This window comes from Streptomyces coeruleorubidus, from assembly GCF_008705135.1.
GTDB classification, from domain to species: Bacteria; Actinomycetota; Actinomycetes; order Streptomycetales; family Streptomycetaceae; genus Streptomyces; species Streptomyces coeruleofuscus.
In genome coordinates, this window is record NZ_CP023694.1 from 7,400,988 (window position 1) to 7,427,614 (window position 26,627).

Here is a 26,627-nt window from a genome sequence, read left to right on the forward strand (position 1 = left end):
GGGGGGCCTCCTTCGGGAGGTGGTGGGGGGCTGTGGGTGTGAGCGAGAGTGACAGTTGAATCGATTTCGCGAAAGGGCTTTCACGCGCTTGGAGGCAGCGTCTTTGTGAAATCGGGCTGAGGGCTAGAAAGCGCTTGCCGCAAGCGATACGTTCAGCCGCCAGGTCTTGTCGCCGTGACGGAGGAGCTGCCAGTGAGACGTTTCAACATGGCCGTGCTGGCGGCCGTGACGCTGAGCACCGCCCTGTCCGCCGTACCCGCCCACGCGGGCGAGGCCGGCGGAAGGCCGGGCCTCGCGCAGTGCACCGCCGGTGTCTGCCACTTCGACGTCCCGCCCGGCACGTACGACGTGCGGGTCGTGCTCGGTGGGAAGACCGCGTCCGCCACGAGCGTCAGCGGCGAGACCCGCCGGTCCCTGCTGCCGGAGACGGCCGCACCGGCGGGCATGGGGGTCCCCCCGCTCGAGCGAAGCCGAGAGTGGGGGAGCGTCACCCGCAGCTTCACCGTGAACGTTCGCACCCCCGAGGGCGAGCCCACCGGGCCCGACGGAACCTCCGGCCTCGATCTGCGGATCGGCGGCTCCGCCCCAGCGCTGGCCGGCATCAAGGTCACCCCGGCCCGGCACGCCCGCCAGATCTTCCTGATCGGCGACTCCACCGTCTGCGACCAGCCCGGCGACCCGTACTCCGGCTGGGGCCAGCAGTTGCCCCAGTACCTCGGCAAGGGCGTGTCCGTCGCCAACTACGCCGATTCCGGCGAGAGTACGGTCACGTTTCTGGGGAACCCGCGGCTGTGGGCCACCGTACGGCCCCTGATCCGCCCCGGCGACCTGGTCCTCGTCCAGCTCGCCCACAACGACAAGACCACGGACGAGGCCACCTACCGGGCCAACCTGGAGACCCTGGTGGCGGGCATCCGGGAGCGGGGCGGACAGCCGGTCCTTGTCACTCCCATCGTGCGGCGCTGGTTCAATCCCGACGGCACGCTGAACAACGGAACCGCGCTCCTGGTCAACGGCCTGGGCGTCGACCACCCGGCGGTCACGCGCTCCGTCGCGGCCGAGCGGAACGTCCCGCTGATCGACCTCACGGCGAAGACGAAGGCGCTCGTCGAGTCCCTGGGCGTGGAGGGTTCCAAGGCCCTGTACCTCTCCAACGAGGCGCGGGACAACACGCACACCTCCGTGCGCGGTGCCACGGCCTACGCGGGCCTGGTCCGCGACGAACTCGTCACCCGGCATCTGGTGCCGAAGGGCAAGGTGCGGGTGGGATGAACCCCTGGGGCGCCCCGACCGGAACCGGGGCGCTCCAGGTTCAACTGTTTCCGACCTGTCCCAGCACGAAAGAGACACGATGCAGCTTCCGCCCGCCGACCGCACGGCCTCCGCGTACACCGGCTACACCCGCGCCCACTGGGAGGCGGCGGCCGACGCCCTGCTCACCGCCGTCGAGCCGTACGCGACCGAGGACCGCGCGCTGTACCACCTGCCCGGCGACCGGACGAGCTGGTCGGGCCGCCTCTCCGACGGTCTGGAGGGCTACGCCCGCACCCTGCTGCTGGCCGCCTTCCGCCGCGACGAGAAGGCCCTGGAGCGCTACGCCGACGGTCTGGCCGCCGGAGTCTCGGGCGTCTGGCCCCGCATCGAGGACCGCAGCCAGCCCCTGGTGGAGGCCGCGTCGATCGCACTCGCCCTGCGCCTGACGCGCGAACTGCTGTGGGACCGGCTGGACGACGGCGTACGGCAGCGGGCCGCCGCCTGGCTCGGCGACGCGCTCACCGCCGAGGCCTGGCCCTGCAACTGGGAGCTGTTCCCGGTCACGGTTGGGGGCTTCCTGGCCGAGATCGGCCACGAGCCGGAGGCGTCCCGCGCGGCGATCGACCGCGGCCTGGAGCGCATCGAGCAGTGGTACCTGGGCGACGGCTGGTACACCGACGGCGACGGCCGCAAGTTCGACTACTACAACGGCTGGGCCATGCACCTCTACCCGGTGCTGCACGCCTGGCTGGAAGGGGACGAGGGCCTGCTGGAGCTGTACGGGACACGTCTCGAGCGCCATCTGGCCGACTACGCCCGCCTGTTCGGCGGTGACGGCGCCCCCCTGCACCAGGGCCGTTCCCTCACCTACCGCTTCGCGACGACGGCACCGCTGTGGCTGGGCGCCCTGACCGGCCGTACGCCGCTCTCCCCGGGCGAGACCCGGCGCCTGGCCTCGGGAGCACTGCGCTACTTCCTCGACCGGGGCGCGGTCGACGACCGGGGCCTGCTGTCCCTCGGCTGGCACGGCCCCGACGAGTCGGTCCTCCAGGGCTACTCGGGCCCGGCCTCCCCGTACTGGGCGAGCAAGGGCTTCCTCGGCCTGCTCCTGCCGCGCGATCACGAGGTGTGGACGGCGGCGGAGGAGCCCGCCCCGGTCGAGCGCGCGGACGCCGTCACCCCCGTCGGCCCTCCCAACTGGCTGCTCCAGTCCACCCGTTCCGACGGTGTGGTCCGCCTCCACAACCACGGCAGCGAGGACGTCCGCTACGACCCGTACTACACGCGCCTGGCCTACTCGACCGTGACGGCCCCGTCCCCCTCCCACGACAACAGCGTGCTCGTCGGCGACGACCCGAGCCGCACCGGCATCGAACCGCTGGGCGCCGGCGAGGGCTGGGTGGCCTCGCGGCACACGGCGGGCGGAGGAGCCCGGGTGACGAGCGTGGTGCTGGCGCACGGGGCGGCGGAGGTACGGGCGCACCTGGTGACGGGCGCGGAGCCCGGTACGCCGGTACGGGTCACCGGCTGGCCGGCGGGGGAGGGCCTGCGGGCCGAACTCCTGCCCGCGACCGGCCTCGACGACACCCTCACCGGCGTCACCGGGGACGGCGCCACGCTGTTCGTCGCCCTGGCCCGGCTGACGGGCGAGCCGGACCCGGTCCCGCTGGCGGAGCTGGTCTCCGTGCGCGTGGACGAGACAGGGACGGTCGAGGTCCGCTGGCGCGACGGGGACGGGGCGCGGGTCCTGCTGGACGGTTCGGGAGTCGAGGTGGCGCCGCTCACGGCTTGAGGCGGGTGGGGGCGCCGAGGCGGTCTTCCGTCGGCCGTAGTTCGGTCCGCGCCGAAGTGATCCGCGCCTAGCGTGGCCCCATGACCGCTCACCCGAAGCAGACACGGCACGCCGGGGCGGCCACCGCCTTCGCCGGCCTTCACCATGCCGACGAGCCCCTCCTGCTGCCCAACGCCTGGGACTGCGCGTCCGCCCGGGCCCTCGCGGGGCAGGGGTTCCGGGCGGTCGCGACGACGAGCCTGGGCGTCGCCGCGGCCGCGGGACTGCCCGACGGCGAGGCCGCGACCCGGGAGGAGACGCTCCGGCTGGCCTTCGCCCTCGGCTCGGAGCCGTTCCTGGTGTCCGTCGACGCCGAGGGCGGCTTCAGCGAGGACCCGGACGAGGTGGCGGAGTTCGCGCGCGAGCTGTATGCCGTCGGAGTCGTCGGCATCAACCTGGAGGACGGACTCGGGCCCGCCGGCCGGCACGCGGCGAAGATCGCCGCGGTGAAGGAGGCTGTGCCCGGCCTCTTCGTCAACGCCCGCACCGACACCCACTGGCTCGGCGACGGCGACGTCGCGGACACGTTCGCACGGCTCGACGCCTACCAACAGGCGGGCGCGGACGGCCTGTTCGTCCCCGGCCTCACCGACCTGCGGCAGATCGCCACCTTGGTGCGCCGCGTCCACGCCCCCCTCAACGTCCTCTACTCACCGGACGGCCCCTCCGTCCCCCAACTCGCCGGGGCGGGCGTACGCCGGATCAGCCTCGGCTCGCTGCTGTACCGGCGGGCGCTGGGCGCGGCCCTGGAGGCGGCCGCGGAGATCCAGGCCGGCCGGACGCCGGCGGGGCCGACTCCGTCGTACGGGGAAGTGGCCCGTCAGGTCGCTCCGCAGGCCGTTCCGTCAGGTGTCGAGGGCGGCTAGGTGTCGAGCGCGGCGACCAGCAGCGACACGGCAGCGAGGTCCGGCAGGTCGCGCAGGCAGGTGACGACCTGCTCGCCCGCGAACTCGCGCTGCTCGGCGGTCACGGCGGGATCGACGGCCGTCTCCGCCTGGACATGGATGTAGTTCAGGTCCGTGGCGAAGAGCATCGAGAACGACTCCGGGCCCGTGACCACGGCCCGGCCCCCGGCATCCCGGTAGGCCCGGGCCAGACGCCGGGCGGATGCGATGTCCACCTCGTTGCGGCCCGACCACACGTACACGGCCCGCGCGAACTCCCGTTCCGCCGAGATCGGCCCGGCGTTGTCCCAGTCGAGGAGGACCGGCCCGTCCGCGCCGATCAGGACGTTCTGGGGCTGGAGGTCGAGGTGCGAGGTCACGAGGCCGTCGCGGGCCGACGGTGTCACCCAGTGCGCCAGCCGGGGCGCGGACGTGGCGACGAACCGGCCCAGCTCGTCCGCCCACGGCAGGCCGGCGTCCCGCACCTTCTTGAGGACGTCCTCCCAGGCGGCCTCGTCAGGACACCGCTCGTACCAGTCGCCCGGCGTCTCGGCGGCGCCCTCACCGGCCTGGTGCAGCAGCGCCATGGTCCGGCCGAACCAGTCCAGGACGTCCGGGTCGGACGCGTCCGCCCGGGTGCCGTCGACCCAGTCGTACAGCTTCACCCAGGACCCGGCCGGGGAGCCGGGGCGGGAGACGTGCGCGCCCTGGCGGTCGGGGTGGAGACGGGGCGAGGCGATGCCCAGGTCCGCGGCGGAGTCCCGCAGCGCGGCCTCGCGGCGGACCTGTGCCTCGTCGCAGCCGAAGAGGAGCTCCTTCACGGCCCACGAGGACCCGTTTCCGGTGAGCTTCCAGATCTGGCCCAGTGCCCCGCGGGTGACCGGCGTCATGGTCCAGGGCCCGGCGCCGAGGGCGTAGGTCCGCGCTATGGAGTCGGCTGTGTCACGCATCGGTCGTCCTCTGTTCGCGGGGCCAGTTCCGGAGCAGTACGTGCAGGGCGTCGATCGCCCTGTCCCAGGACGCCTGTACGTCACGGGGCGCGCCGAAGGCGCCGGTGGACTCCAGGGCGCAGTAGCCGTGGAAGGTGCTGCGCAGCAGGCGCACGGCGTCCGTGAGGTCGGGTTCCTCCAGGCCGTAGGCGCGGAGCATGCCGTAGGTGACGTCGGCCGTGCGGCGCATCGCGGGAGAGTCCGTGACCAGGTCCTGGTCGATCGGGATCTGTGTCGCCGCGTACCGGCCGGGGTGCTCCAGGGCGTAGGCCCGGTAGGCGCCGGCAAAGGCTCCGAGCGTGTCCCGGCCGGCCTCCCGCCCTTCGACCGCCGCCGCGATCCGGTCGATCATCTCGCCGCCCGCGAGGAGGGCCATCCGCGTGCGCAGGTCCTTGAGGTTCCGCACGTGGGTGTACAGGCTCGCGTCCTTCACCCCGAAGCGGCGGGCCAGGGCGGAGAGGGTGACGTGGTCCAGGCCGGCCTCGTCGGCGAGGTCGGCCGCGGCGGCGACGAGGCGGTCGGGGGTGAGGCCGGCTCTGGGCATGAGGGAAGAGCGTAGTACGGGCTCAGCGGATCGGCGCGTAGATCACCCCCAGCTTGTCGATCTCCCCGCCCGCGCGGCCCGTGAAGCCCACGATCTGCCAGCCGGACGGGGCCGTGAAGGTCTTCGCGGCGGACGTGGCCGTGCCGACGGACAGGGTGCGGTTCTTGTCCGTCGTGAAGGACGCCGAGAAGATCCGGGTACGGCCGTCCTTCTGGCCCTGTGTCAGCTTCACCGAGGTCAGGTGCTCGCCCGGGGCCAGTGTCAGCGAGGCCGCCGTGCCGCCCGTGCCGCCGTGCGTCAGAGTCGTACCGCCGTCGTGGGTCAGGGACACCGCGTCCAGGCGGGTGGCGCCGCGCAGGGTGAGGGTGCGGGGAGCGGGGGTCGCCGGCAGGTCGTCCGCGTCGTTGAAGGCCGTGCCGTGCGGGCCGCCGAAGAAGTCGCTCGCGCGCAGGGACGAGTTGAGCGTGTAGGAGAAGTCGACCGCGTGCGGGAAGTGGTCGGAGAGGTGCTTGCCGTCCGAGCGGAGGAAGGCCTTCCAGTCGTTGGCGTAGCGGGTCGCGGTGAGCGTCAGCAGCTCGCTGCCCCGGTAGAGGACCTTGTCCACGACCTCGCAGTCGTCCGCCGGCGCCGCTTGGTCACAGACCAGCGCGTCGCTGCCCTGGGCCGGGGGCGTACCGCCCTTCACGAGCTTCACCCACGCGTCCGTCAGGCCGTTCTCGGACAGCAGGGTGCGGATGTTGTCGCCGGTGCGGGTGTACCGCGTGTTGGTGTCCCCCATGACGATCACCGCGTTGCCGGCCGAGTTGGCCTGGATGAAGTCCGAGAGCTGCTCGACGTTGGCCCGGCGGGCGGCCAGCGCGTCGTCGGTCGAGTCGGCGTTGGTGTGGACGTTGTACAGGTCGACGAAGACGCCCTCCGCGAGCCTCACCCGCGCCAGCGAAAAGCCCTTGGGGGTCAGGCAGTTGGTGCCGGTGCAGTTGTTCCACTTCACCCGCTGGAAGTCCTCGAAGGGGCGGTCCGAGAGGGTGTTGAGCCCGTCGCCGAAGGCCGCGCCGCCACTGGTCGCCGTGCGGTGGGGGTGCTTGTCGTTGGCGTACAGCGAGGCGTGGTAGTTGAAGTCCTCCTGCACGTTCACGATGTCGTACGGGCCGAGCCGCTGCCCGATCAGCGGGGTGTTGGTCTCGGGGTCGCTGTCGCCGAGCCCGAGGGGGAGACCCGCGATGTTGTACGTCAGCACGTCGAAGGAGCCGGATTCCGCGGCGGCGGCGGCGGGCGTCGCGGAGGTCGCGGTCAGTCCGGTGAGGGTCAGGGCGGCAGCGGCGAGGACGCCGAGGAGTCGTCTCATGGTGGGGGTGTCTCCGGTCAGGGGGAAGCGGAGCGGAACATGAACGGTGCTCAGATTTGATCTCAACCAGTGTGGCTGACAAGGCCAGTTGGGGAAACAGTGAGAGACGAGGTGATCCGCCGCTCCGGGGTCGCCCGCCGATCACCCCTCGGTCGTTCAACGTTCACATTGTGCCCCGATCCTCCACACGCGGCGCGGTCACGCGCCGCGGAAGGCAGCCGCGGACGGCAGCGGCACACAGGAGGCGCTTCATGGGACACGGGCACGCACACGGCCATCACCACCACGGGCACGACCACGCACACGAGGCCGCTCCGGCCCTGCCCGCCGCCTTCGACACCTCCGTACCCGACGAGGCCCTCACCCCCGAGCAGCGCTCGCGCCGCTCGCTGCTGCGCCGCGCCGGTCTGCTCGGCGCGGGCCTGGCGGCCGGGAGCGTCCTCGCTCCGGCTGCGCCCGCCGCAGCCTCGTCCGCCGCCGCCTCGTCCACCGGCCGCCGCAGGGACGGCTTCCTCTGGCTCGCCGGCGACCACCACATCCACACCCAGTACAGCAACGACGGCAAGTACCGCGTCGTCGACCAGGTCCGCCAGGGCGCCAGGCACGGCATGGACTGGCTGGTCATCACCGACCACGGCAACGCCACGCACGCGAGGATCGGCGTCGAGAAGGTCAACCCCGACATCCGTGAGGCGCGCGACGCCCACGAGGACACCCTCGTCTTCCAGGGCCTGGAGTGGAACATCCCGGCCGCCGAGCACGGCACGGTCTTCGTGCACCCCGGCAGGAACGAGGTCGCCGTCCTCAAGCAGTTCGAGACCGACTACGACGGCAGCGTCAAGGGCGCCTCCGACTCCACGCCCGCCAACGAGGCACTCGCCGTCGCCGGCCTGAACTTCCTCGCCGACCAGGTCAGGCGGCGCAAGGTCAAGGACGCGCTGATGCTCGCCAACCACCCGGCGCGGCGCGGCGTCGACTCCCCGCACGAGATCCGCGCCTGGCGCGACGCCACCGGGACCCGGCGCCGGATCGCCGTCGGCTTCGAGGGCGCCCCCGGCCACCAGGCCGCCGGCCTGCCCGCCCCGCTCGGTATGGCCCGCGCCCGCGGCATTTACGACAACAACCCCAGCGCCAACTCCTTCCCCGGCTACCCGCCGGAGAGCTACCGCACCTGGGGCGGGTTCGACTGGATGACCGCCACCGTCGGCGGCCTGTGGGACAGCCTCCTCGCCGAGGGCAAGCCCTGGTGGATCACCGCCAACTCCGACTCCCACCAGGTCTACGCCGACACAGCCGTGCGCGGCGGCCCCGACAGCGACTACGCGGCGGGCGGCAAGCACACCGACCCGGTCTACGGCGGGAAGATCGACCTCACCCAGGGCGACTACTGGCCCGGCCAGTACAGCCGTACCCACGTGGGCGCCGACGGCTTCTCGTACGCCGCCGTCATGGACGGCATCCGCGCCGGCCGCATCTGGGTCGACCACGGGCAGCTCGTCAGCGCCCTGGACGTGCGCGTGACGGGCGGCGGCCGCTGGGCCACGCTCGGCGGCGCACTCCACGTCAAGAAGGGCACGAAGGTCACGCTGACCGTCGACGTGGCCCCGGCCGGCGGCCCCAACTGGGCCGGATTCGTCCCCGAGCTGGCCCGCGTCGACGTCATCCAGGGCGATGTGACGGGCCCGGTCGCCGACCGGGACACCTTCACCGCCCCGACCGCGAAGGTCGTCAAGGCGTACGACGTCAGCAAGGCCACCGGCGTCATCCGCCTGACCTTCGAACTCGGCCGAGTGGAACGGCCCGTGTACCTCCGGCTGCGCGGCACCGACGGCAACCGGTCCGCCGTCGGCGCGATGGGCGCGGCCGTCGACCCGGCAGGCCCGGCCCTCGACGTCGTCGGCGACGCGGACCCGTGGCGCGACCTGTGGTTCTACTCCAACCCCGTGTGGGTCCTGCCCTCGTGACGCCGTACACCCTCACCGTGGACGCGGGGGTCAGGGAGCTGCGCGCGGCCGACCACCTGCTGCACGCCCTGGCAGCCGAACTCGCCCTGCCCGAGGACGCGTTCGGCTGCACCCACCTGGTGCGCGGCGAACGGCCCCGCGTCGTCCTGTCCCTCGCCCTGCCCTCGGAGCCGCTCCGGCGCACCGCCCTGGAGCGGCTCACGGGGCTGGGCCACGAGGTGCTGCCGGGCGTACCGGACCCGGTGGGGCGCGCGGTGCTCTACCCGGGCGTCACCTCGCTCACCGGCACGCTGACGGTCGCGGACGTGCTGTCCAGGTCCGCGATCGACCGCGTGACCGTCCTCGGCACTGCGGACCGGCCCGGCCCCGGCACGCCGCTGGCGACCCGGGACCACGTGCGCCCGCAGTGGCAGGACGGCGCACTCGTCCTGACCGCCATGCCCGCCGCGGGCGGGACCCTCGTGCCCTTCGAGGTCCCCGACCCGACACCGTGCTGCGCGGACCACTGAGGCCGGTCAGGACTGCCGCAGCAGCATCAGGTCCTCGCCCCAGGAGTCGAGGACCCGGCCGTGACCGGCCCGGCGCGCCCCTTCCTCGATGCCGGTGAAGAGGGCGCGCTGGGTGGGCGGGTCGCCGTCGGCCAGGATGCGACGGAGCACCGGCAGGAGCCGGCCCGCCTCCCACCGGGGCTCGCCCAGCGGCTGCCGCTCCAGCTCCCACTGGAGGTACTTGTTGTAGGGCCGGACGCGGCGGTGCAGGGCGAAGAGCACCTCCAGGGCGTAGGGGACGGACTCGGCGGCGTCCAGGTGGCCCATGGCGGGGCGGCCGTCGCGGTAGCTCTTCAGGGAGCGGTAGGTCTGGTTGACGTACGCGTCGAGCCAGCCGTCGACGGCGGCCCGGGCCTCGGTTTCGCCCAGCGTCCGCTTCTCGTCGAGGATCCGGGCGATGGTCCCGTCGAGCCGGTCGAGCAGTACCTCGGCGTGGACGTAGGAGTAGCGCGCGAAGCTGTCCGGGCGGCCGGGCATGCCGCGTGTGCGGAACTCCGCCAGCGGAATGACCACGAGGTCCAGGTGGGCGGAGCGGAACCAGTCCAACTCGGCGATCGGCGAGGCGTGCTGATCCCGCAGGATCACGTGCAGGTCGTAGTCGGAGTAGTCCGTCGGCATGCCGTCGTGGACCCGGGAACCGCTGAGCACCAGCCCGGCGACGCCGGGATCGGCGGCCGCCCGTTCGGTGAAGGCGGCCAGGGTGTCGTCAGGAGTGTCGCCCAGGACGATGTTCATGTTGATCTCTGCGACCTCATGGTGTGGACGCTACTCCTTCCTCACCGCACACTGGTATCGCTTTTCGCAGGCCTGCGGGTTGAGCCCGAGCCGTGAGGTCGCCGGGGAGCCAGACAGCGGGGACACGGGGGAGGCGGCGGTATGACGCACGGCGCGGCGCGGCGTGAGGACGTCGCCGACGAGGGCTTACCCGGCACCCGCCCGCTGTGGCGGCAGCGCGACTTCGGCATCTTCTGGGCCGCGCAGACCCTCTCCGTGCTCGGCGACTCCTTCGCGCTGATCGCCCTGCCCCTGCTCGTGCTGGAGGCCACGGGTTCGGTCGCGCGGATGGGCCTGCTGACGGCCGTGGGCGGGGCGGCGGCGGTCGTCGCCGCGGTGTTCGCCGGGGCCGTGGTGGACCGGGTGGACCGGCGCCGGCTGCTCATCGCCTGCGACCTCGTGCGCATGGGGCTGTACGGGGTGGTCCCGCTGGTGTGGCTGTTCGGCCCGCAGATCTGGCTGCTGTACGTGGTGCTGCCGCTGTGCGAGGCCGTCGGCATGCTGTTCGCGGTCGGCTACGTCACGGTCGTGCGCGGCCTGGTCGGCACCGGTCGACTCACCGAAGCCAACGGCCGGTTGAACGCGACGGCCGCCGCCGCGGGCGTCCTCGGGCCGCTGTGCGCGGGAGTGGTCGCCGCCTGGTCGGGCCCGGCCGCGGCGGTCGGAGTGGACGCGGCCAGCTTCGGTGTGTCGGCCGCGTGCCTGTTCTTCGTACGGTTCCGCAAGCGCACACCGGACGAGGGGCCGGGACGGCACAAGGGAGAGCGCACCGGCCTGTGGCAGGACCTGCGCACCGGCGTCGCCTTTCTCTACGGCCACCCCGTGCTGCGCTCGCTCACCGCCCTGCTGTTCGTCTTCAGCTTCCTCACCCTCGGCCTGAACGACCTGGTCATCTACCACCTCAAGCACGATCTCGGCCATGACGACGGCACGGTCGGCACCGTCATGGCGGTCGGCGCGCTCGGCACCATCACCGGTGCCCTGCTCGTGGCCCGGTTGCGTCGCCGCCTCGGCTTCGGCCCGACGTGGACCGGCTCGGTCGCCGTGTGCGGGCTGGCCTTCGCGGGTCTCGGCTGGGCCCGTGACGTGCCGGCCGTCGCGGCCCTGAGCGCCGCGTTCCTCGCCTGCGCCGGCATGGCGGGCACCTGCTCGATGTCGCTGCGCCAGGAGGTCACCCCCGAGCACCTCCTGGGCCGCGTCACCTCCGCCTTCTGGACGCTTCAGTACGCGGCGGCACCGATCGGCGCGGCCGTGCTGACCTGGGCCGCCGAGGAACAGGGCACGACCCCGGTGGCCCTGGCCGCCGGAGCCACCTGCGTCCTGCTCGCCGTGACCGCCCTGTTCACCCCGATCCGCGGGTCCGGCCGGTCACCCGTTGACCCCGCTGTAGTGCCGCAGACTCCACCGCCACAGCAGCCGCGCTCCCAGGTACGCCAGCAGCCCGAGCAGCGGTGACGCCGCCGCCAGCCAGTACGGCACGCCGGTGGTGTGGCCGTGGCCCGTGAGGACCGCCGCCGGGAAGTAGGCGACGAACGCGAGCGGGAGTCCGTAGGTCAGGAGGCCGCCCACCGCCTTGGGGAGGACGTTCAGCGGGTAGCTGCCGAACGTGCCGAGGAGCTCCTCCAGCCAGCGGCCCCAGTAGTCGGCGGCCGGGAAGCGCAGGGCCGCGCTGGCCACGACCGTGAACAGGGCCGCCTCCAGCAGCATGCCGCCGAGCACGGCCGCGATCAGATAGGTGGTACGGCCCGCCGTCCAGTCCAGGTCGCTGCGGGACAGCGCGCCCACCATCAGGCCCGCCGCGACCGTGAGGTCCCCGATGGCGTTGGTGGGGAAGAAGGCCAGCTGCATCTGCCGGTGGACCGGCATCGGGCGCATCAGGTAGATGTCGACCCGGCCTTCCTGGATCTGCCGGCCGGCCCAGTGCATCCGCCCCAGGAACAGCACGAACAGACCGTGCGCCAGCATGCGGGTCGCCGGGATCAGCAGCACGTCCGAGCTGTCCCAGCCGCCCATCCCGGCGAACCGGGACAGCAGCACCGTGGCGAACACGATCACCGACACCTGCCAGATCGCCCCGATTGCGATCATCAGCAGGAACTCGGTGCGGTACTCCATCTGCGCGCGGAAGTTGAGCGCCGTGACGCGCCACACGATCCGCAGAGCCTTCACCGACATCTCAGCCTCCCTGCGAGATCACGCGCCGGGCGGCCCGCCGCCACAGCAGCCGGGTGAACAGCGCCAGCACCACGACCCACGCGGCCTGGACGGAGAGCTGGAAGGCCGCGTCGGACAGGGGGATCCGCCCCACGTACAGCGACAGCGGCACGCTCAGCGTCGCCTGGAAGGGCAGGAAGGCGCTCATCGTCACGAACCAGTCCGGGAAGAACCACAGCGGCGCGTACACCCCGGACAGCAGGTTCTGCGCGAACAGCAGGATGAGCATCGCGGCGGTGTTGCGGACCGTCCAGAAGCACAACTGGTCGAGCACGAGCATGACGTAGTACAGGACCCACTGGCCCAGCAGCATGCTCAGCACGAACACCCCGGCCACCGCGGCCGAACCGGGCGGCTCGACGACCCCCGCCGCCAGGCAGATGACGTATCCCGTCAGCGCCCACGCGAGCCCGTACAGCTGCTCGCCGGCGGCCCGCAGGGCGTAGTAGCGCTGCGGCGGCAGCGGACGCAGGTACCAGTAGACGATGGTGCCGAAGTGCATGTGCTGGAGGACGGTGTCCCGGCCCGCGTACTGGTCCAGCTCCCGCAGCCGGGACGCCAGTACGGCCAGCACGGCGTACGTGACCGCCTGGTCGCGGCTCAGGCCGGCGGTCGTGCCGGTCTGCGCGTACAGGCCCCGCCACAGCGACCAGACCAGCACCACCTGAACGGCCAGCCGGAGCGCGACGGCAGTCATCCGGGGCGGGGCGTTCAGCTCGCCGAGCGGGGTGACGCGGGCGGCGCGCCAGGCGTGCAGAGCGGCCACGTCAGACCTCCCCGGCGTGCACGTAGGCGGCCCGCATCACGTCTTCCAGGTCCGCCTCGTCCAGGGCGATGTCCGTCACCTCGAACCGCTCGATCACCGCCTTCAGCGCCTGGTGGACGGTGGGCGCGTCCGCCCCGTCGGGGCCGAAGACGACCTGCGCGCCGCTGTGCCGCAGCAGCGTGATGCCGGGCGGCGGCACGACCTCGGCGTGCGCGTCGGCGAGCGTGGCCCGCACCTGCCAGGTCGAGCCGAACTTGCGGCGGATCTCGCCGAGGGTGCCGTCCAGGACCAGCCGGCCGTGGTTGACCAGCACCACCCGCTCGGCGAGCCGCTCGACCTCGGTCATGTCGTGCGTGGTCAGCAGCACCGTACGGCCGCGCTGTTCGACCTGGTGGCGCAGGAACTCCCGCACCTGCTCCTTGACCACCACGTCCATGCCGATCGTCGGCTCGTCCAGGAACACCACCGGCGGGTCGTGCAGCAGGGCGGCGGCCAGATCGCTGCGCACCCGCTGGCCGAGGGAGAGATGGCGGACCCGGGTGTCCCAGAACGACGACAGGTCCAGGATGTCGTCGAACTCCTTCAGCCGGGCGGCGTGTTCGGCCTTCGGCACCTCGTAGATGTCCCGCAGGATCGCGAACGACTCGCGTACCGGCAGGTCCCACCACAGCTGCGTGCGCTGCCCGAACACCGCCCCGACGTTACGGGCGTTGCGCTCCCGCTCCCGGTACGGCACCACACCCGCGACCCGGGCCTCGCCGGACGTGGGCGTGAGGATGCCGGTCAGCATCTTGATGGTGGTGGACTTGCCGGCGCCGTTCGGGCCGAGCAGGGCGAGCAGTTCGCCCGGGGACACGTCGAAGGTGATGTCGGTGACGGCGTGCTTGGCCACCCGTTCGGGATTGACCAGTGATCTGACGGCGCCCAGGAAACCGGGGCGGCGGACGGTGGTGTGGAAGGTGCGGGACAGCCCCCGGACCTCGATGGCGGCACTCAAACGGCTCACCGACTTCCTTGCGGGGAAAGCAGGTGCGGCCGGTCGGCTTCGAGGGCCGACCGGCCGCGGATGACGTCCCGACCCTGTCGGAATGTCGATCAATGGGTCAATCGATTAATCGAGTTCTTACATCGATTTCTTACCTGGTGGTCGAGAACACGAACGCGAACTGAGCCGGCTCGGCCTTCAGGAAGTACTGCGGCAGCGGACCCGGGCCGCACGACTGCGAGCCGATGCCGTGCTGCCCGTGGTCGAGGTTGACCCACACCGTGTCGCCGGGCGTGAGGTCGGTGCGGTGCCGGGCCGCGTCCAGCTCCTCGGTGGTCCAGCGCCGCGCGGTGAACCAGAACTCCGGGTCGCCCTCGATCCGCAGACCGCCGAGCTCCACCCAGCGGACGTCGGCGCGGGCGCCGTTCTCCTGCGGGCGGACGTACGGCGTCTGGAGCCGGTCCACGGTCGACTGCCAGCGGCCCACCATGGACGCCGTCCGGGTGTCCGGGTACGCCTCGCCCGGACCGCCGCCGAACCACTCGACCCGGTCGGCCTCCGACAGCCCGAAGCGGACGCCGAGCCGGGGCAGCGGCAGCGTCCAGTCGCCTTCCGGCGTCACGGACACGGTCAGCCGCAGCCGCTCGCCGTCGGACGTCCAGCGGTACACCGTGTCCAGGCCCACCTCGCGGGCGGCGGGCGCCACCCGGGTGCGGACCGTCAGCGCGTCGTCGCCCGCCTCGACCGAGACCAGGCGGTGCCGCATGCGGTGCAGGCCGAGCGTGCGCCACAGCACCCCGTAGCGGGTGTCGGTCTGCCACTCCGCGCCGTCGTCGTTGTCGGTCGGTGCCCGCCACACGTCCAGCCGGGGCGCGGCGGTGACCTCCACCCCACCGATCGAGAGGAGCGCGCCGGTGCGGGCGTCGAACCGGGCCGGGCCGAGCGTGATCCGGCCGTCGTCGAGCGCGGGCCGGTCGGTCGCGGGGAAGGTCGGCAGCGGCCGTGCCCCCGCGGCGAGCTGTCCCCAGGCCACGACGTGGTCCTTCGCGGCCCACAGGGTGTCGTCGGCGAGCAGCGCCCGCACGGTCCACTGGCGTTCGCCGCCCCGGCCGTCCACGGGCGGCTCCGGCAGCTTCACCTCGGCGCTCTCGCCCGGTGCCAGCGCCGGCACCGACAGCGAACCCGACTCGACGGTCTCGCCGTCCACCTGGCACGACCACTCGAAGGCCAGGGCGGACAGGTCGGCGAAGTCCTGCTTGTTGGTGATCCGCACGATGCCGTTCGCGCCGTCGCCCTCGATGTGGACCGGCTCGATGACCTTCTTGTACTCGATGAGGCCCGGCGAGGGCGTCCGGTCCGGGAAGACCAGCCCGTCGCAGACGAAGTTGCCGTCGTGCAGCTCCTCCCCGAAGTCACCGCCGTAGGCGTAGCCCAGCTCGGGGTGCTTGACGCCGTGGTCGATCCACTCCCAGATGAACCCGCCCTGGAGCCGCTCGTGCTTCTCGAACAGCTCCTGGTAGTCGGCCAGGCCGCCCGGGCCGTTGCCCATGGCGTGCCCGTACTCGCACTGGATGAACGGCAGCTCGCGGCGCTTGCGGGTGCCGCCGTCGAGCCGCTGCCCGATCTTGTCGACCTCGTCGTGGAAGGCGTACATCCGCGAGTAGACGTCCGTGTCGCGGCAGTTCCAGTCGCCCTCGTAGTGCACCAGCCGCTCGGGGTCGCGGTCGTGGATCCACTCGGCCATGGCGGTGAGTCCGCGCCCGGTCCCGGCCTCGTTGCCCAGCGACCAGAACACCACCGACGGGTGGTTCTTGTCCCGCTCGACCATCCGCGCGGCACGGTCCAGCAGGGCCGGGGTCCAGCGCTCGTCGTCGACCGGGTTGTCCCGCCAGTCCTGCTCGGTGAAGCCGTGGGTCTCCAGGTCGCACTCGTCGATGACCCACAGGCCGTACTCGTCGCACAGGTCGAGGAAGGCCGGGTGCGGCGGGTAGTGCGAGGTGCGCACGGCGTTGAGGTTGTGCCGCTTCATCAGCAGCACGTCCTCGCGCATGGTCTCCAGGTCGAGCGCGCGGCCCTGCTCGGGGTGCCACTCGTGCCGGTTGACGCCCTTGAAGAGGACGGCCCTGCCGTTGACCTTGATGAGCCCGTCCTCGAGGACGACCGTGCGGAAGCCGATCCGCAGCGGCACCCGCTCGCCCTCGGTGGCCAGCACACCGTCGTAGAGCTTCGGCGTCTCCGCCGTCCACGGCTCGACCGCGACCGTCGCCGACTCGCCGGTGGCGACATCGATGTCCAGGTCAGGGACGGTCACCCGCCCGTCGACGTCGGAGTCGACGCGCAGGGTGCCCTCGCCGGTGGTGTGGTCGTAGGAGGCGTGCACGAAGAAGTCGCCGACGCTGTCGGCCGGGCGGTGCAGCAGCGTCACGTCACGGAAGATGCCCGGCAGCCACCACTGGTCCTGGTCCTCCAGGTACGACCCGGCCGACCACTGGTGCACGCGCACGGCCAGCACGTTCTCGCCCGGCTTCAGCAGGTGCCCGACGGCGAACTCGTGCGGCAGCCGGGAGCCCTTGAACTCGCCGAGCTCGGTGCCGTTCAGCCAGACCCGGGCGCAGGACTCGACACCGTCGAACCGCAGCACCGCCCCGCCGTCCGACGGCCAGTCCGCCGGCAGGTCGAAGACGCGCAGGTGGTCACCGGTCGGGTTCTCCGTCGGGACATGCGGCGGGTCCACCGGGAAGGGGTAGAGGTGGTTGGTGTAGATCGGGGACCCGAACGCCCCGTCGCCCTGGAGGACCCAGTGCCCGGGGACCGTGACCTCGGCCCAGTCCCCGGCCTCGTAGCCCTCCTCGGCGAACGAGTCGTCCTCGGCGTCGATCGTCGCGGACAGCCGGAAGCGCCAGCTGCCGTTCAGGGACAGGGACCGCGCGTCCGAGGACGCGTACCAGGCGCGGGGCGGCAGGGCCCCGCGGCCCGGGGAGACGTCCTCGACGTAGTCGGCGGTGGTGCGGAAAGACATCGGTCTCCTAGCTCAGCCCTTGATGCCGGTCTGTGCGATCCCCTGCACCAGCCAGCGCTGGAGGAAGAGGAAGACGAAGATCAGGGGCAGGATCGAGATGGCCGTGGCCATGAAGATCAGGTGGTAGTTGACGGTCTGGTTCGTCATGTACGACGACAGCGCCACCTGGACTGTCCAGGCACTCGGATCCTGTCCGATGACCAGGGGCCACAGGAAGGCGTTCCAGCCGTTGATGAAGGTGATCGTCGCGATGGCCGCGAAGAAGTTCAGCGAGTTCGGCACGACGATCCGCCAGTAGGCGCCCCAGTAGCCGAGCCCGTCCACGCGCGCTGCCTCCTCCAGCTCCTTGGGGAACCCCAGGAAGTACTGCCGGAACAGGAAGCACGTGAAACCACTGAAGAGGCCCGGGATGATGAGACCCCGGTAACTGTCCACCCAGCCGAGGGACGAGACCAGCACGAAGCTCGGCACGAAGGTGACCGCGGTGGGAACCATCAGGGTGACCAGGACGGCGTAGAACACCTTGTTGGCGTGCTTGTACGGGATCCGGGCGAGTCCGTACCCGGCCATCGAGCAGATCAGCAGGATGCCCGAGGTGTGCAGGACGGCGACGACCACCGAGTTCCACAGGGAGCGGGCGAAGTCGACGGTGACGTCGTCGAACGGCTCGCTGAAGTTGCTCCACTGGATGGAGGTGGGGAACCACTTCCACTCCTCGCCCGTGATCTCCGGGTCGGTCATCAGCGCGTTGCGGACGATCAGGTAGAAGGGGATGAGGAAGAGCAGGCCCGCGACTCCGGTCGCGATGTACAGGCCGGTGTTGCCGATGACTCCGCCGCGCTTGACCTTGCCCGGCTCGGCGGTCTTCCTGACGTCGGGTGCTGTGGTGGTCACTTGGTCTCCTCACCCCTTCCGAAGCCCATGATCTTGCCCTGGAAGAGGGTCACGACGCAGATGAGCAGGGTCAGGACGACCGCGCCCGCGCTGCCCGCGCCGTAGTTCTGGTTCTGGCCGAGGGCCATCTTGTAGAGCTCCACCAGCGGCGGCTGGCCCCAGGTGGCCTTGCCGAGCAGGTTGAAGAACTCGTCGAAGGCCTGGTAGGCGGCGATCAGCAGCAGCAGGATCACCGCGGTGGACGTGGCCCTCAGCTGCGGCAGCGTGATGTACCGGAAGGTCTGCCAGCCCGGCTTGGCGCCGTCGATGGAGGCGGCCTCGTACAGCTCCCGCGGGATGTTCTGCAGTGCCGCGATGAAGAGGATCATGTAGAAGCCCGACTGGAGCCAGAGACGGACGGTCACGATGACCAGCCAGTACCAGGGCGGGTCGGGGTTGGCGAGCCACGCGACGTTGTCGATGCCGAACCAGCCGAGGACGGTGTTGGCCAGGCCGAAGCGGACGCCGTTGAAGATGGACATCTTCCAGATCAGCGCGGCGGCGACATAGCTGACCGCGGTCGGCAGGAAGAACACCGAACGGAAGAACGCCCGCATGAACCGCAGCCGGTTCACCAGCAGGGCGAGTCCCAGCGACATGGCCCAGGTGGCGGGCACGATGAACGCGGCGAACACAGTGAACGTGACGAGGGAGTTCCGGAAGTTCGTGTCCGTCAGGATCTGCTTGTAGTTGTCGAAGCCGACGAACTCGCTCGGCGTGACGGTGAAGCGTGCCTCGAAGAAGCTGAGCCAGATGCTCCAGCCGATGGGCACGAAGACGAAGATCACCAGGCCGATCAGGAACGGGCCGGTGAAGAGCCAGAAGTTGAAGGTGCTGCTCGCCCGCAGGCCCCGCCGCGGCCGGGTCTCGGAGACCTTGGCCGGGGCGGGCTGGGCGACCCCGCGTGTGGTGGTGGTCGACATGTCGAGATCCGTCCGGTGGTCTATCCGAAGAGCTTCTTGAGTTCGGCGTTGACCTTCTTCTCACAGGCGTCGAGCTGGGCCTTGGGGTCACCGTCCTTGCGAACGGTGTTGGCGATCACGTCCCAGAACGCGGCGATCATGGCCTGCGTCCAGCCGATGTTGTCGAAGTGACCGAACTCGTTGAAGAGCTTGACCCCCTCGGCGGGCAGGCCGGACTTCAACTTGGTCGCGGACGCGGCGAGCGAGGTGCGCGGCGGGATGTGGAAGCCGTAGGAGGTGGCGAAGTCCTCCTGGTACTGCTTCTGGTCGATCCACAGCCACTTGACGTATTCCTTGGCCGCCTCGACGTTCTTGCTCTTGGCGTTGACGAACATCGACCAGCCGCCGTTGTAGACCGACTGCTTGCCGGCCGAGCCGACCTTCGGGAAGGGGAAGATGCCGATGTCGTCGCCGAGCGCCTTCTGCATGGCCGGCATGGCCCACATGCCGCACCACTGGATCGCGGTGAGGCCCTGGATGAAGGCCGACGGGTCCCAGGAGTCGGCGGGGGCGTCGAGGAGCAGGTTGCCGCTGGTGAACAGACCGCGCAGCTGCTTGAGGCCCTCGGCGACGGCGTCGGTGTTGAAGGCGGGCTTGTTGTCCGCGGTGAGCGTGTCGGCGCCGGCCGACCAGATCAGCGGGCGGTCCACCGAGGTCAGGTCGTTACCGAGGAAGATGCCCTTGACCTTGCTGGTGGTCAGCTTGTCGGCGGCCTCGATCAGCTCTTCCAGCGTGGTCGGCACCTCGACCCCCGCCTTCTCGAACATCGAGGGCCGGTAGAACAGGAACTGCGGGTCGTCGATCATGCGGACGCCGTATATCTTGCCGTCGACCGTGTGCGACTTGATGTCGGCCGGGTTGAAGTCGTCCTTGACCGGGCCGAGGATGTCGGTCAGGTCCGCCACCTGACCGCTCTTGACCATCTGGATCTGCGGGTGGAACTCGAAGACGTCGGGCGCGTTCTTGGTGAGCAGCGCGGCGAAGAGCTTCTGCTCGTAGTTGTTGCCGGTGATCCACTGCGTGGTCACGTTGGCGTCCTTGTAGGCCTTCGCGTACCGCTTGACGGCCTGCTCGACGCCTGCCTCGCCGTACGCGTGGAAGTACTGGACGAGGCCGTCGCCCGAACCTCCGCCGCTCCGGCCGGTGTTGCTGCCGCACGCGGCCAGTCCGCCGGCGGCGGCCAGGCCCATCGCGGCCCGCAGTACGTTTCGGCGGTCCCAGTTCATGTTGCTCGATGCCGACATGCTGACGTCCTTGTCTCGAGTGCGGCTGCGGCTCTTCGGCTCACTGCCTGATGGCTCACGGCCCGGGGGCCTCGCGCCAGATGGCTCAAAGAGAGGTGCGGTGCGGGACGCTAGAGCTTCGGCTAAGGCTTCGGCAAGGGGTTGGACGAAGTCTGTTCGAAGCGTTGTGTCCGGTTCGCGATTTCGAACATGCGGGGGTGGCGGAGGAGTTGCTTCCGCCGCTAGGAGGGTGGAGCGGTGGTGCGGCTCCGCGCGGGGGTGGTGCTTCTCGCGGGGGTGCTGCGTTTGCCGTTCTTCTGCCCGACGGTCTGGAGCGCCCCTTCGAGCGCGAACGTCGCCGCGCCCAGGCACACCGGGTCGGTGGGGATCGGGGAGAGGACGATCTCGGTGGCGGCCAGCGGCCGCGGCAGCGCGTGCCGGGCGACGGCCTCGCGCACCTCGTGCAGCAGCGGTTCGCCCAGTGTGCGGGCGACCCAGCTGCTCAGCACGACGATCTCGGGGTTGAACAGGTTCACCAGGTCGGCGACGCCGGCGCCCAGATAGCGCGCGGTCTCATGGACGGCCCGGCGTGCCACCGGGTCGTCCGCCGCGAGCCCGCGGGCCAGCGCGTCGATGGTCGCCGTCTGGTCGTCCGGGTGCAGCAGCGCGCTGTCGGGGCCGATCTCGCGCAGGTTCAGCATGATGCCGCGCGCGCCGACGTACGTCTCCACGCAGCCGTGGTTGCCGCAGCGGCACAGGCGTCCGTCCAGGACCATCGTGGTGTGGCCCCACTCGCCGGCGCTGTTGCTCACCCCGCGGTGCAGCCCGCCGCCCAGGACGAGCCCGGCGCCCACCCCGGTCCCGAGGTTGACCACCACGGCGTTCCCCCGCCCGCGCGCGGCCCCGAACCACAGCTCGGCCACCGCGCTGGCGCGCAGCGGGTTGTCCAGGTACAGGGGATAGGCGATGTGCTCGGTGAGCAGGTCGAGCAACGGTACGTCGTGCCAGTCCCAGTTGGGCGCGTACTCCGAGGTGCCGGTGGCGCGGTCCACCTGTCCCGGCACGCTCACCCCGACCCCGAGCACCCGGGCGCCCTCGATGCCGGCCTGGGTGACCACCGAGCCGACCGCGGCGGCCACATGGCCCACCACCTGCTCCGGCAGGCTCTCGCCGGCGCGGACGTCCTCCTCGGCGCGCGCCAGGACGTTCAGCCCCAGGTCGAACAGCTCGACGTGGACGTACGTCTCGGCGATGTCGACGCCGATCAGCGCGCCCCCCGAGCTGTTGACCGCGACCAGGCCCCGGGGGCGACCGCCGGCCGAGTCCTCGAAGCCGACCTCCGTGATCATGCGGAGGTCGAGCAGCTCGCCGACGAGTGTGGCGACCGTGGCGAGACTGAGGCCTGTGGCGGCCGCCAGCTCCTGCCGGGAGGTCGGTGACTCGGCGATGATCTGGCGCAGCACCTCGTAGCGGTTCGCGGTGCGGATGTCACGTGATGTGCGCTTCACCGGGGTGCCCATCCCTTCCCAGGCCGGCTCGGGCCGGGTCGACTTCGGCACCGGCGCGGCGCAAGGCTATGGGCTGCCGGGACTTTCGACAAGGGGTTAGGAAAGGGGCTTTATAAAGTGCGCTCCAGGTGAGGGCACGTGAGGGCCGGCGGTGGCCGGTCGCGGCCTGTTCATGATGCCTCAGGGATGTCCCGTGATACCTCAGGTGATGTCCCGTGACGCCTCGCGTGGTGGCCCCGTCGCGGGGCTCACCGATGCCTCGCTCCGGGGGGCCGTGCTCGCGACGGCCGCCGCGAGTTGCTGCTGCACCGGCTCGGGCAGCGTGCCGCCGTGCACGGTGCCCACCAGGTCCCGGGCCAGATGGTGCAGCTTGGTGTTGGTGTTCTGGGAGGTCCTGACCAGCACGCTCCAGGCCCCCTCGGGGCTCAGGCCGAAGGAGGCCATCAGGATGCCGCGGGCCAGGTCTATGGTCGGCCGGGTCTGCATGGCCCGCCGAAGCTGGGTGACTTCGGCGCGGAGGTCCTGGTCCTCGTCGCCCGTGGGCGGACCGGGCCCGTCGGTGGCCGGGCGTACGGCGTCGTGGTGCGGGCCCGGGGTCGCGAACAGCTCCCGGGTGCCGGTCAGATCGAGCAGGCGTTCGACCGCGGGGCCGCAGGAGAGGACGGTGACCGTCTTGCCCTCGTCGAGGGCACGCAGCCGCAGGTCGAGCAGCATGTTGAGCCCGGAGCAGTCGCAGAATCCGACCGCGTCCAGACGCAGGTCGATGCCGTTGCCCGACAGCGTGAGGATGTCGTGCAGATCCGGCAGCAGCCGCCGGCTGCCCAGGTCGAGTTCGCCCCACACGGTGACGGTCATCCGGTCGCCGTCCGGCATGACGTCCATGGTCGCCATGCAAGGCGGGATCGCCGCCACCGAGTGCGCAGGGTCCGGCATGGCCCCGTTCTCCCTTGTCTGTTCGCCGTTCCACCACTTTCCAGCGTTGCGCCTCTACCCCACACCCGTCAACCAATACATGAAACGCAGTACGTGTTTTTGAATACGTGTACGCCTGGTCGGTAGAGTTGGAGCATGGATGGAGTGCCCGAGCCACACACCGGATGGACGTTTCTCACCAACCATGCCCGAGTGCTGGCAGCCATCGCCGACAACCACAACGCCCGTATCCGGGACATCGCGGCTCACTGCCGGCTCACCGAACGCGCCGTCCAGAAGATCATCGCCGACCTGGAGCAGGACGGTTATCTCTCCCACACCCGGGAGGGCCGCACCAACACGTACCGGATCGACCCCGGCAAGGTGCTGCGGCATCCCGCCGAGGCCGGTCTGACCGTGGCGTCGCTGCTCTCCCTGCTCGCCGAGGACGAGGCCGACCGCGCCACGTCCACCGGCGGACCCGGCCGGCCGCACGCCACGACCTGACCCTTCGGCCGTCCGCCACCGCCGGACGGCCGGGCCCCTCCCGCTACGCGTCCGTCAGCACGTCCCGCACGAAGGCGTTGGCGAACGTCCCCCGCGGGTCCAAGTCCCGCGCCAGCGCGCGGAAATCGCCGAGCCGCGGATACAGCCCGCGCAGGGTGGACGCGGGCACGGTGAACACCTTCCCCCAGTGCGGCCGCGCCGCGAACGGGGCCAGCGCCTCCTCGACCCGCCGCACCACCGGCAGCACCGCCGGAGTGTCCTCGACCCAGGTGAAGTGCGCCGCCACGGTGTCCCGGCCGTAGCAGGGGCTCAGCCACTGGTCGTCGCCGGCGACCGTGCGCACCTCGCAGGTCTGGAGGACCGGGGCGATGGTCTCCCGGATCGCGTCGAGCGCGTGCAGCATCTCGACGGCGTGCCCGCGCGGCAGCAGGTACTCCGACTGCAACTCCGCCCCGCTGCTCGGGACGAACTCCGCCCGGAAGTGCGGCAGCCGCTCGTGCCACGGCCCCGGCACGCCGAACTGCTCGGTGCAGTTGACCGCGGGCATACCCGGCACGGGATGCATCTTCTCGGTGGCGGGAGCGGCCCAGGGGAAGGCGGGCAGCGCCTGGTCGGAGCGCCGCTTGAGCCACACCTGCCGGAAGCCCGGCGCACCCCAGTCGGTGAACAGGCTGACGCTGTATCCCGTCGCCATCACCGTCTCGAACGTCCCCGAGTCCAGCCCCTGGAAGGACAGTTCGGTGAACACGTGCTGCTCCACCTCGTACGCCGGCTCCAGGTCGAGGGTGAGCGCGGTGACGACACCCAGTGCCCCGAGCGAGGTGACGGCTCCGCCGAACCGCTCCTCGTCCCGGCCTATGGTCACCGTCGAGCCGTCCGCCGTGACCAGCTCCACCTCGCGCACGACCGCCGACAGCGGGCCGTTGAGCACGCCCGAGCCGTGGGTGCCGGTCGCGACCGACCCGGCCACCGAGATGTGCGGCAGCGACGCCATGTTGGGCAGGGCCAGGCCCTCGGTGTGCACCCGGCGGGCCAGCTCCGCGTAGCGCACGCCGCCACCGACCCGGACCGTGCGGGCCACCGTGTCGACGTCCACCTCCGGGGGCAGGTCCGCCAGCGACAGCAGGACGCCCTCGGCGCCCGGCTCGGCGATCTCGTTGAACGAGTGTCCGCTGCCCAGGACCCGCACGCGGTCGCTGTCCGCGACGAGCGCGCGCAGCGCGGTGAGCGAGCCCGGCCGGTGCAGTTCCTTGACCGCGTAGGTGATGTTCCCCGCCCAGTTGGTCACGGTCCCGTTCATCACGTCGTCCTTCCCCGAGACAGCGGGGACCGGGAGAGCCCCCCGGCCGGAACCTACCTCGCCGTGCCGTTCCATGCCCCTGCCGTCCATTGCTCCTGCCGCCCGGCTCGGCCTACCGTGGAGAAGTTGTAGAGAGCGGTTTCTGTCCCGGGCCGCCATCCACGCGTGTCGCGCTGACCCGTCCCTCAGCGCGCCACCGAGCCGGAAGGTCACCTCCTTGAGCCAGCGCCCCCAGGCACTGTTCGCCATGACCGCCGAGAACGTGCCGCAGGTCTTCCCGCCGGAGGTGCTGGCGCGGCTGCGCGCGTCGGTGGACATCGATCCGGCGCTCGTGGCGCGGGACTTCGCCGACCCGGGCGTGCGCGAGGCGCTGGCCCGGACCGAGATCCTGGTGACCGGCTGGGGCTGTCCCCGGCTCGACGAGGCGGTCCTCGACGCGGCTCCCCGGCTGCGCGCCGTGCTGCACTCGGCCGGCTCGGTCAAGTCCTTCGCCACCCCCGGGATCTGGCGGCGCGGCATCGCCGTCTCGTCGGCCGCGGCAGCCAACGCGCTGCCGGTCGCGGAGTACACCCTCGCCATGATCCTGCTCGCGGGGAAGGACGTCCTCGTCGCCCGCGACCGGATGCGCGCCACCCGCACCTCCTCCGGCTGGGGCGTCGTCCCCGGCATCGGCAACTACGGCCGCCGCGTCGGCGTCGTCGGAGCCTCCCGCATCGGCCGCCGCGTCCTCGAACTGCTCCGCCCCTTCGATCTGCGGCCCGCCCTCACCGACCCGTACGTCGGCGAGGAGGAGGCCGCCGCGCTCGGCGTCCCCCTGCTGCCGCTGGACGACCTGCTGCGCACGTCCGAGATCGTCACCGTCCACGCCCCCGAGACGCCCGAGACCCACCACATGATCGGCCGCCGCGAGCTGGCCCTGATGCCCGACGGGGCGGTGCTGATCAACACCGCGCGCGGCGCCCTGGTCGACCACGACGCCCTCGTGGCGGAACTGCGCGCCGGGCGCCTGACCGCGATCCTCGACGTCACCGACCCCGAGCCGCTCCCCGCCGACTCACCCCTCTACGACCTGCCCGGAGCCTTCGTCACCCCACACCTCGCGGGTTCCCAGGGCAACGAGCTGGCCCGCCTCGGGCTGACGGTCGCCGAGGAGGCGGAACGGCTGCTGGCCGGGGGGAAACTGGCGTACGCGGTCGACCTGGCGGCGCTGGAGCGCGCGGCCTGAGGGGGTGGGGCCGTACTACGCCACCGTGCCCCCGCTGTTCGCCGACGCCGAAGAGTACGGCCCGCTACGGCTGTTCGTACGGACGGAACAGCAACGGTCCGGCTCTGCATGCCCGTACCGAGGCCGTCGGCCTGCCGGTGGCGGAACGCCCGCCGGCGCCGCTCGTTCCGCCGGCAACCGTGGGATCACAGGAGCTGGTACACCAGGGAGTCGCTGTCCCGGCGGCGGCGGACGTGGCCACGCCAGCCCGCCAGCACCGCCATCAGCGTCCACGCCACCGTGCCGCCGATCAGGCCGCCCAGCCGGCCCGCGGCGTCGACGTCATCCGCTTGTTCCATCGGGACGGCGCCCTCGGGGTCGCGGATGACGTCGAGCCGGTCACCCACCTCCGGAGCCCAGGCGTCGCCGTCGAACCCCAGCTTCTCCTCCAGCTCCTTTCCGTCCGTGCCCCGGAGGGTGAAGCGATGGTTGTTGCTCGAGGTGCCGGCCGCGGTGTCGGCCACGATCACCACGCTCTCGCGCACGCCGCGCTGTTCCAGGGCTGCCTCGGGCGCGTACTGGACGGACCCTACGAGGACGAACAACGCGGGCACCGCGGACAGTACGGTCAGCCACACGGCTCGGTGGAGAAGGAGCATCAGCACGGCGAAGGTGAGGCACAGGAGCACCCCGACCGCGATGGGGACCACCTCCAAGCCCAAGGTCAGGTACGCGAGGCCGGTGGTGCCCGCTGCGGACGCCCACCCGAACGCCACCAGCCCGGCCGTTCGCCGCACCGACTTCCACGGGTCGACGGCCCGCCCGCCCATCCTGTTCAGTGGTGTGATCCTGCTGCTGCGTATTCCTGGCATCCCCGCTCCTTCGTGCCCGCGGCTGTGATCCGCCGCGAGCCGGCACGTTACAGGGCGTCACACCGCTGATCGCGAGCCGGTGGTAACGC

Annotated in this window: 23 protein-coding genes; 8 read left to right on the forward strand and 15 right to left on the reverse strand. The window is 71.5% G+C overall.

Translation table 11 applies throughout. The features are described from left to right. Nucleotides 1–192: 192 nt before the first annotated feature. From CP976_RS34150 to CP976_RS34160, 3 genes are all read left to right on the forward strand, one after another. Nucleotides 193–1,272: a rhamnogalacturonan acetylesterase gene (locus CP976_RS34150; protein ID WP_150483776.1), complete on the forward strand. Its 1,080-nt coding sequence runs from the start codon at nucleotides 193–195 to the stop codon at nucleotides 1,270–1,272. Between the two features lie 79 nt (nucleotides 1,273–1,351). Continuing rightward, nucleotides 1,352–3,046: a DUF2264 domain-containing protein gene (locus CP976_RS34155; protein WP_150483777.1), complete on the forward strand. Its 1,695-nt coding sequence runs from the start codon at nucleotides 1,352–1,354 to the stop codon at nucleotides 3,044–3,046. A gap of 80 nt (nucleotides 3,047–3,126) precedes the next feature. Further along, nucleotides 3,127–3,951, forward strand: a complete 825-nt coding sequence (locus CP976_RS34160) for an isocitrate lyase/PEP mutase family protein (RefSeq protein ID WP_150483778.1) — start codon at nucleotides 3,127–3,129, stop codon at nucleotides 3,949–3,951. On the opposite strand, the gene CP976_RS34165 is transcribed toward CP976_RS34160, so the two are convergent. From CP976_RS34165 to CP976_RS34175, 3 genes are read right to left on the reverse strand one after another with little or no spacing between them, the layout of a single operon-like run. Beyond that, complete coding sequence (locus CP976_RS34165; RefSeq protein ID WP_150483779.1) at nucleotides 3,948–4,919, reverse strand: phosphotransferase enzyme family protein; 972 nt, start codon at nucleotides 4,917–4,919, stop codon at nucleotides 3,948–3,950. The two genes, CP976_RS34160 and CP976_RS34165, sit on opposite strands and share 4 nt — an antisense overlap. After that, on the reverse strand, nucleotides 4,912–5,502 hold the full coding sequence (locus CP976_RS34170; RefSeq protein WP_150483780.1) for a TetR/AcrR family transcriptional regulator: 591 nt from the start codon (nucleotides 5,500–5,502) through the stop codon (nucleotides 4,912–4,914). Before CP976_RS34170 ends, CP976_RS34165 begins: the two co-directional genes overlap by 8 nt. 22 nt (nucleotides 5,503–5,524) lie before the next feature. Continuing rightward, nucleotides 5,525–6,847: a jacalin-like lectin gene (locus CP976_RS34175; RefSeq protein WP_150483781.1), complete on the reverse strand. Its 1,323-nt coding sequence runs from the start codon at nucleotides 6,845–6,847 to the stop codon at nucleotides 5,525–5,527. A 251-nt stretch (nucleotides 6,848–7,098) separates the two neighbouring features. Here CP976_RS34175 and CP976_RS34180 point away from each other — a divergent pair, with 251 nt between their 5' ends. Together CP976_RS34180 and CP976_RS34185 are read left to right on the forward strand one after the other, a co-directional pair. Further along, nucleotides 7,099–8,811, forward strand: coding sequence for a PHP domain-containing protein (locus CP976_RS34180; RefSeq protein WP_150483782.1), 1,713 nt, complete (start codon nucleotides 7,099–7,101; stop codon nucleotides 8,809–8,811). Further along, nucleotides 8,808–9,320 (forward strand): hypothetical protein, encoded by a 513-nt coding sequence (locus CP976_RS34185; protein WP_150483783.1) that lies wholly within the window; start codon nucleotides 8,808–8,810, stop codon nucleotides 9,318–9,320. The genes CP976_RS34180 and CP976_RS34185 overlap by 4 nt, the downstream gene beginning before the upstream one ends. Nucleotides 9,321–9,326: 6 nt before the next feature. Here CP976_RS34185 and CP976_RS34190 read toward each other — a convergent pair whose 3' ends face one another. Next, a complete protein-coding gene (locus tag CP976_RS34190) occupies nucleotides 9,327–10,094 on the reverse strand; it encodes a hypothetical protein (protein WP_150483784.1) in 768 nt (255 codons plus the stop codon). A gap of 141 nt (nucleotides 10,095–10,235) precedes the next feature. Here CP976_RS34190 and CP976_RS34195 point away from each other — a divergent pair, with 141 nt between their 5' ends. Then, nucleotides 10,236–11,588, forward strand: a complete 1,353-nt coding sequence (locus CP976_RS34195; RefSeq protein ID WP_150483785.1) for an MFS transporter — start codon at nucleotides 10,236–10,238, stop codon at nucleotides 11,586–11,588. Here CP976_RS34195 and CP976_RS34200 read toward each other — a convergent pair. The 9 genes from CP976_RS34200 to CP976_RS34240 form a co-directional block, all read right to left on the reverse strand. Beyond that, nucleotides 11,502–12,308, reverse strand: a complete 807-nt coding sequence (locus CP976_RS34200; RefSeq protein WP_190146827.1) for an ABC transporter permease — start codon at nucleotides 12,306–12,308, stop codon at nucleotides 11,502–11,504. The genes CP976_RS34195 and CP976_RS34200 overlap by 87 nt on opposite strands. Nucleotide 12,309: 1 nt before the next feature. Next, nucleotides 12,310–13,113 carry an ABC-2 family transporter protein gene (locus tag CP976_RS34205; protein WP_150483786.1) on the reverse strand — a complete coding sequence of 268 codons (804 nt, stop codon included), beginning with the start codon at nucleotides 13,111–13,113 and terminating at the stop codon, nucleotides 12,310–12,312. A 1-nt stretch (nucleotide 13,114) separates the two neighbouring features. After that, nucleotides 13,115–14,110, reverse strand: coding sequence for an ABC transporter ATP-binding protein (locus CP976_RS34210; protein ID WP_150485615.1), 996 nt, complete (start codon nucleotides 14,108–14,110; stop codon nucleotides 13,115–13,117). 139 nt (nucleotides 14,111–14,249) lie between these two features. Beyond that, nucleotides 14,250–17,117, reverse strand: coding sequence for a glycoside hydrolase family 2 TIM barrel-domain containing protein (locus CP976_RS34215; protein ID WP_150483787.1), 2,868 nt, complete (start codon nucleotides 17,115–17,117; stop codon nucleotides 14,250–14,252). Nucleotides 17,118–17,129: 12 nt separating this feature from the next. Further along, nucleotides 17,130–18,011, reverse strand: coding sequence for a carbohydrate ABC transporter permease (locus CP976_RS34220; RefSeq protein WP_086850743.1), 882 nt, complete (start codon nucleotides 18,009–18,011; stop codon nucleotides 17,130–17,132). Then, a complete protein-coding gene (locus CP976_RS34225; protein WP_150483788.1) occupies nucleotides 18,008–18,973 on the reverse strand; it encodes a carbohydrate ABC transporter permease in 966 nt (321 codons plus the stop codon). Before CP976_RS34225 ends, CP976_RS34220 begins: the two co-directional genes overlap by 4 nt. 20 nt (nucleotides 18,974–18,993) lie before the next feature. Then, nucleotides 18,994–20,256, reverse strand: a complete 1,263-nt coding sequence (locus tag CP976_RS34230) for an ABC transporter substrate-binding protein (protein WP_150483789.1) — start codon at nucleotides 20,254–20,256, stop codon at nucleotides 18,994–18,996. A 221-nt stretch (nucleotides 20,257–20,477) separates the two neighbouring features. Then, on the reverse strand, nucleotides 20,478–21,743 hold the full coding sequence (locus CP976_RS34235) for an ROK family transcriptional regulator (RefSeq protein WP_150483790.1): 1,266 nt from the start codon (nucleotides 21,741–21,743) through the stop codon (nucleotides 20,478–20,480). Nucleotides 21,744–21,944: 201 nt separating this feature from the next. Further along, on the reverse strand, nucleotides 21,945–22,676 hold the full coding sequence (locus CP976_RS34240; RefSeq protein ID WP_229875306.1) for an ANTAR domain-containing protein: 732 nt from the start codon (nucleotides 22,674–22,676) through the stop codon (nucleotides 21,945–21,947). Between the two features lie 135 nt (nucleotides 22,677–22,811). Here CP976_RS34240 and CP976_RS34245 point away from each other — a divergent pair, with 135 nt between their 5' ends. Then, a complete protein-coding gene (locus tag CP976_RS34245) occupies nucleotides 22,812–23,162 on the forward strand; it encodes a helix-turn-helix transcriptional regulator (protein WP_150483791.1) in 351 nt (116 codons plus the stop codon). Between the two features lie 43 nt (nucleotides 23,163–23,205). On the opposite strand, the gene CP976_RS34250 is transcribed toward CP976_RS34245, so the two are convergent. Beyond that, the gene (locus CP976_RS34250; protein ID WP_280117527.1) at nucleotides 23,206–24,462 is read right to left on the reverse strand and encodes a D-arabinono-1,4-lactone oxidase; all 1,257 of its coding nucleotides are present in this window, start codon (nucleotides 24,460–24,462) and stop codon (nucleotides 23,206–23,208) included. Nucleotides 24,463–24,679: 217 nt separating this feature from the next. Here CP976_RS34250 and CP976_RS34255 point away from each other — a divergent pair, with 217 nt between their 5' ends. Then, a complete protein-coding gene (locus tag CP976_RS34255; protein ID WP_150483793.1) occupies nucleotides 24,680–25,687 on the forward strand; it encodes a hydroxyacid dehydrogenase in 1,008 nt (335 codons plus the stop codon). A gap of 185 nt (nucleotides 25,688–25,872) precedes the next feature. Here the strand turns inward: CP976_RS34255 and CP976_RS34260 are convergent, their stop codons facing one another. Then, nucleotides 25,873–26,538, reverse strand: coding sequence for a hypothetical protein (locus CP976_RS34260; protein WP_229875304.1), 666 nt, complete (start codon nucleotides 26,536–26,538; stop codon nucleotides 25,873–25,875). Between the last annotated feature and the right edge of the window lie 89 nt (nucleotides 26,539–26,627).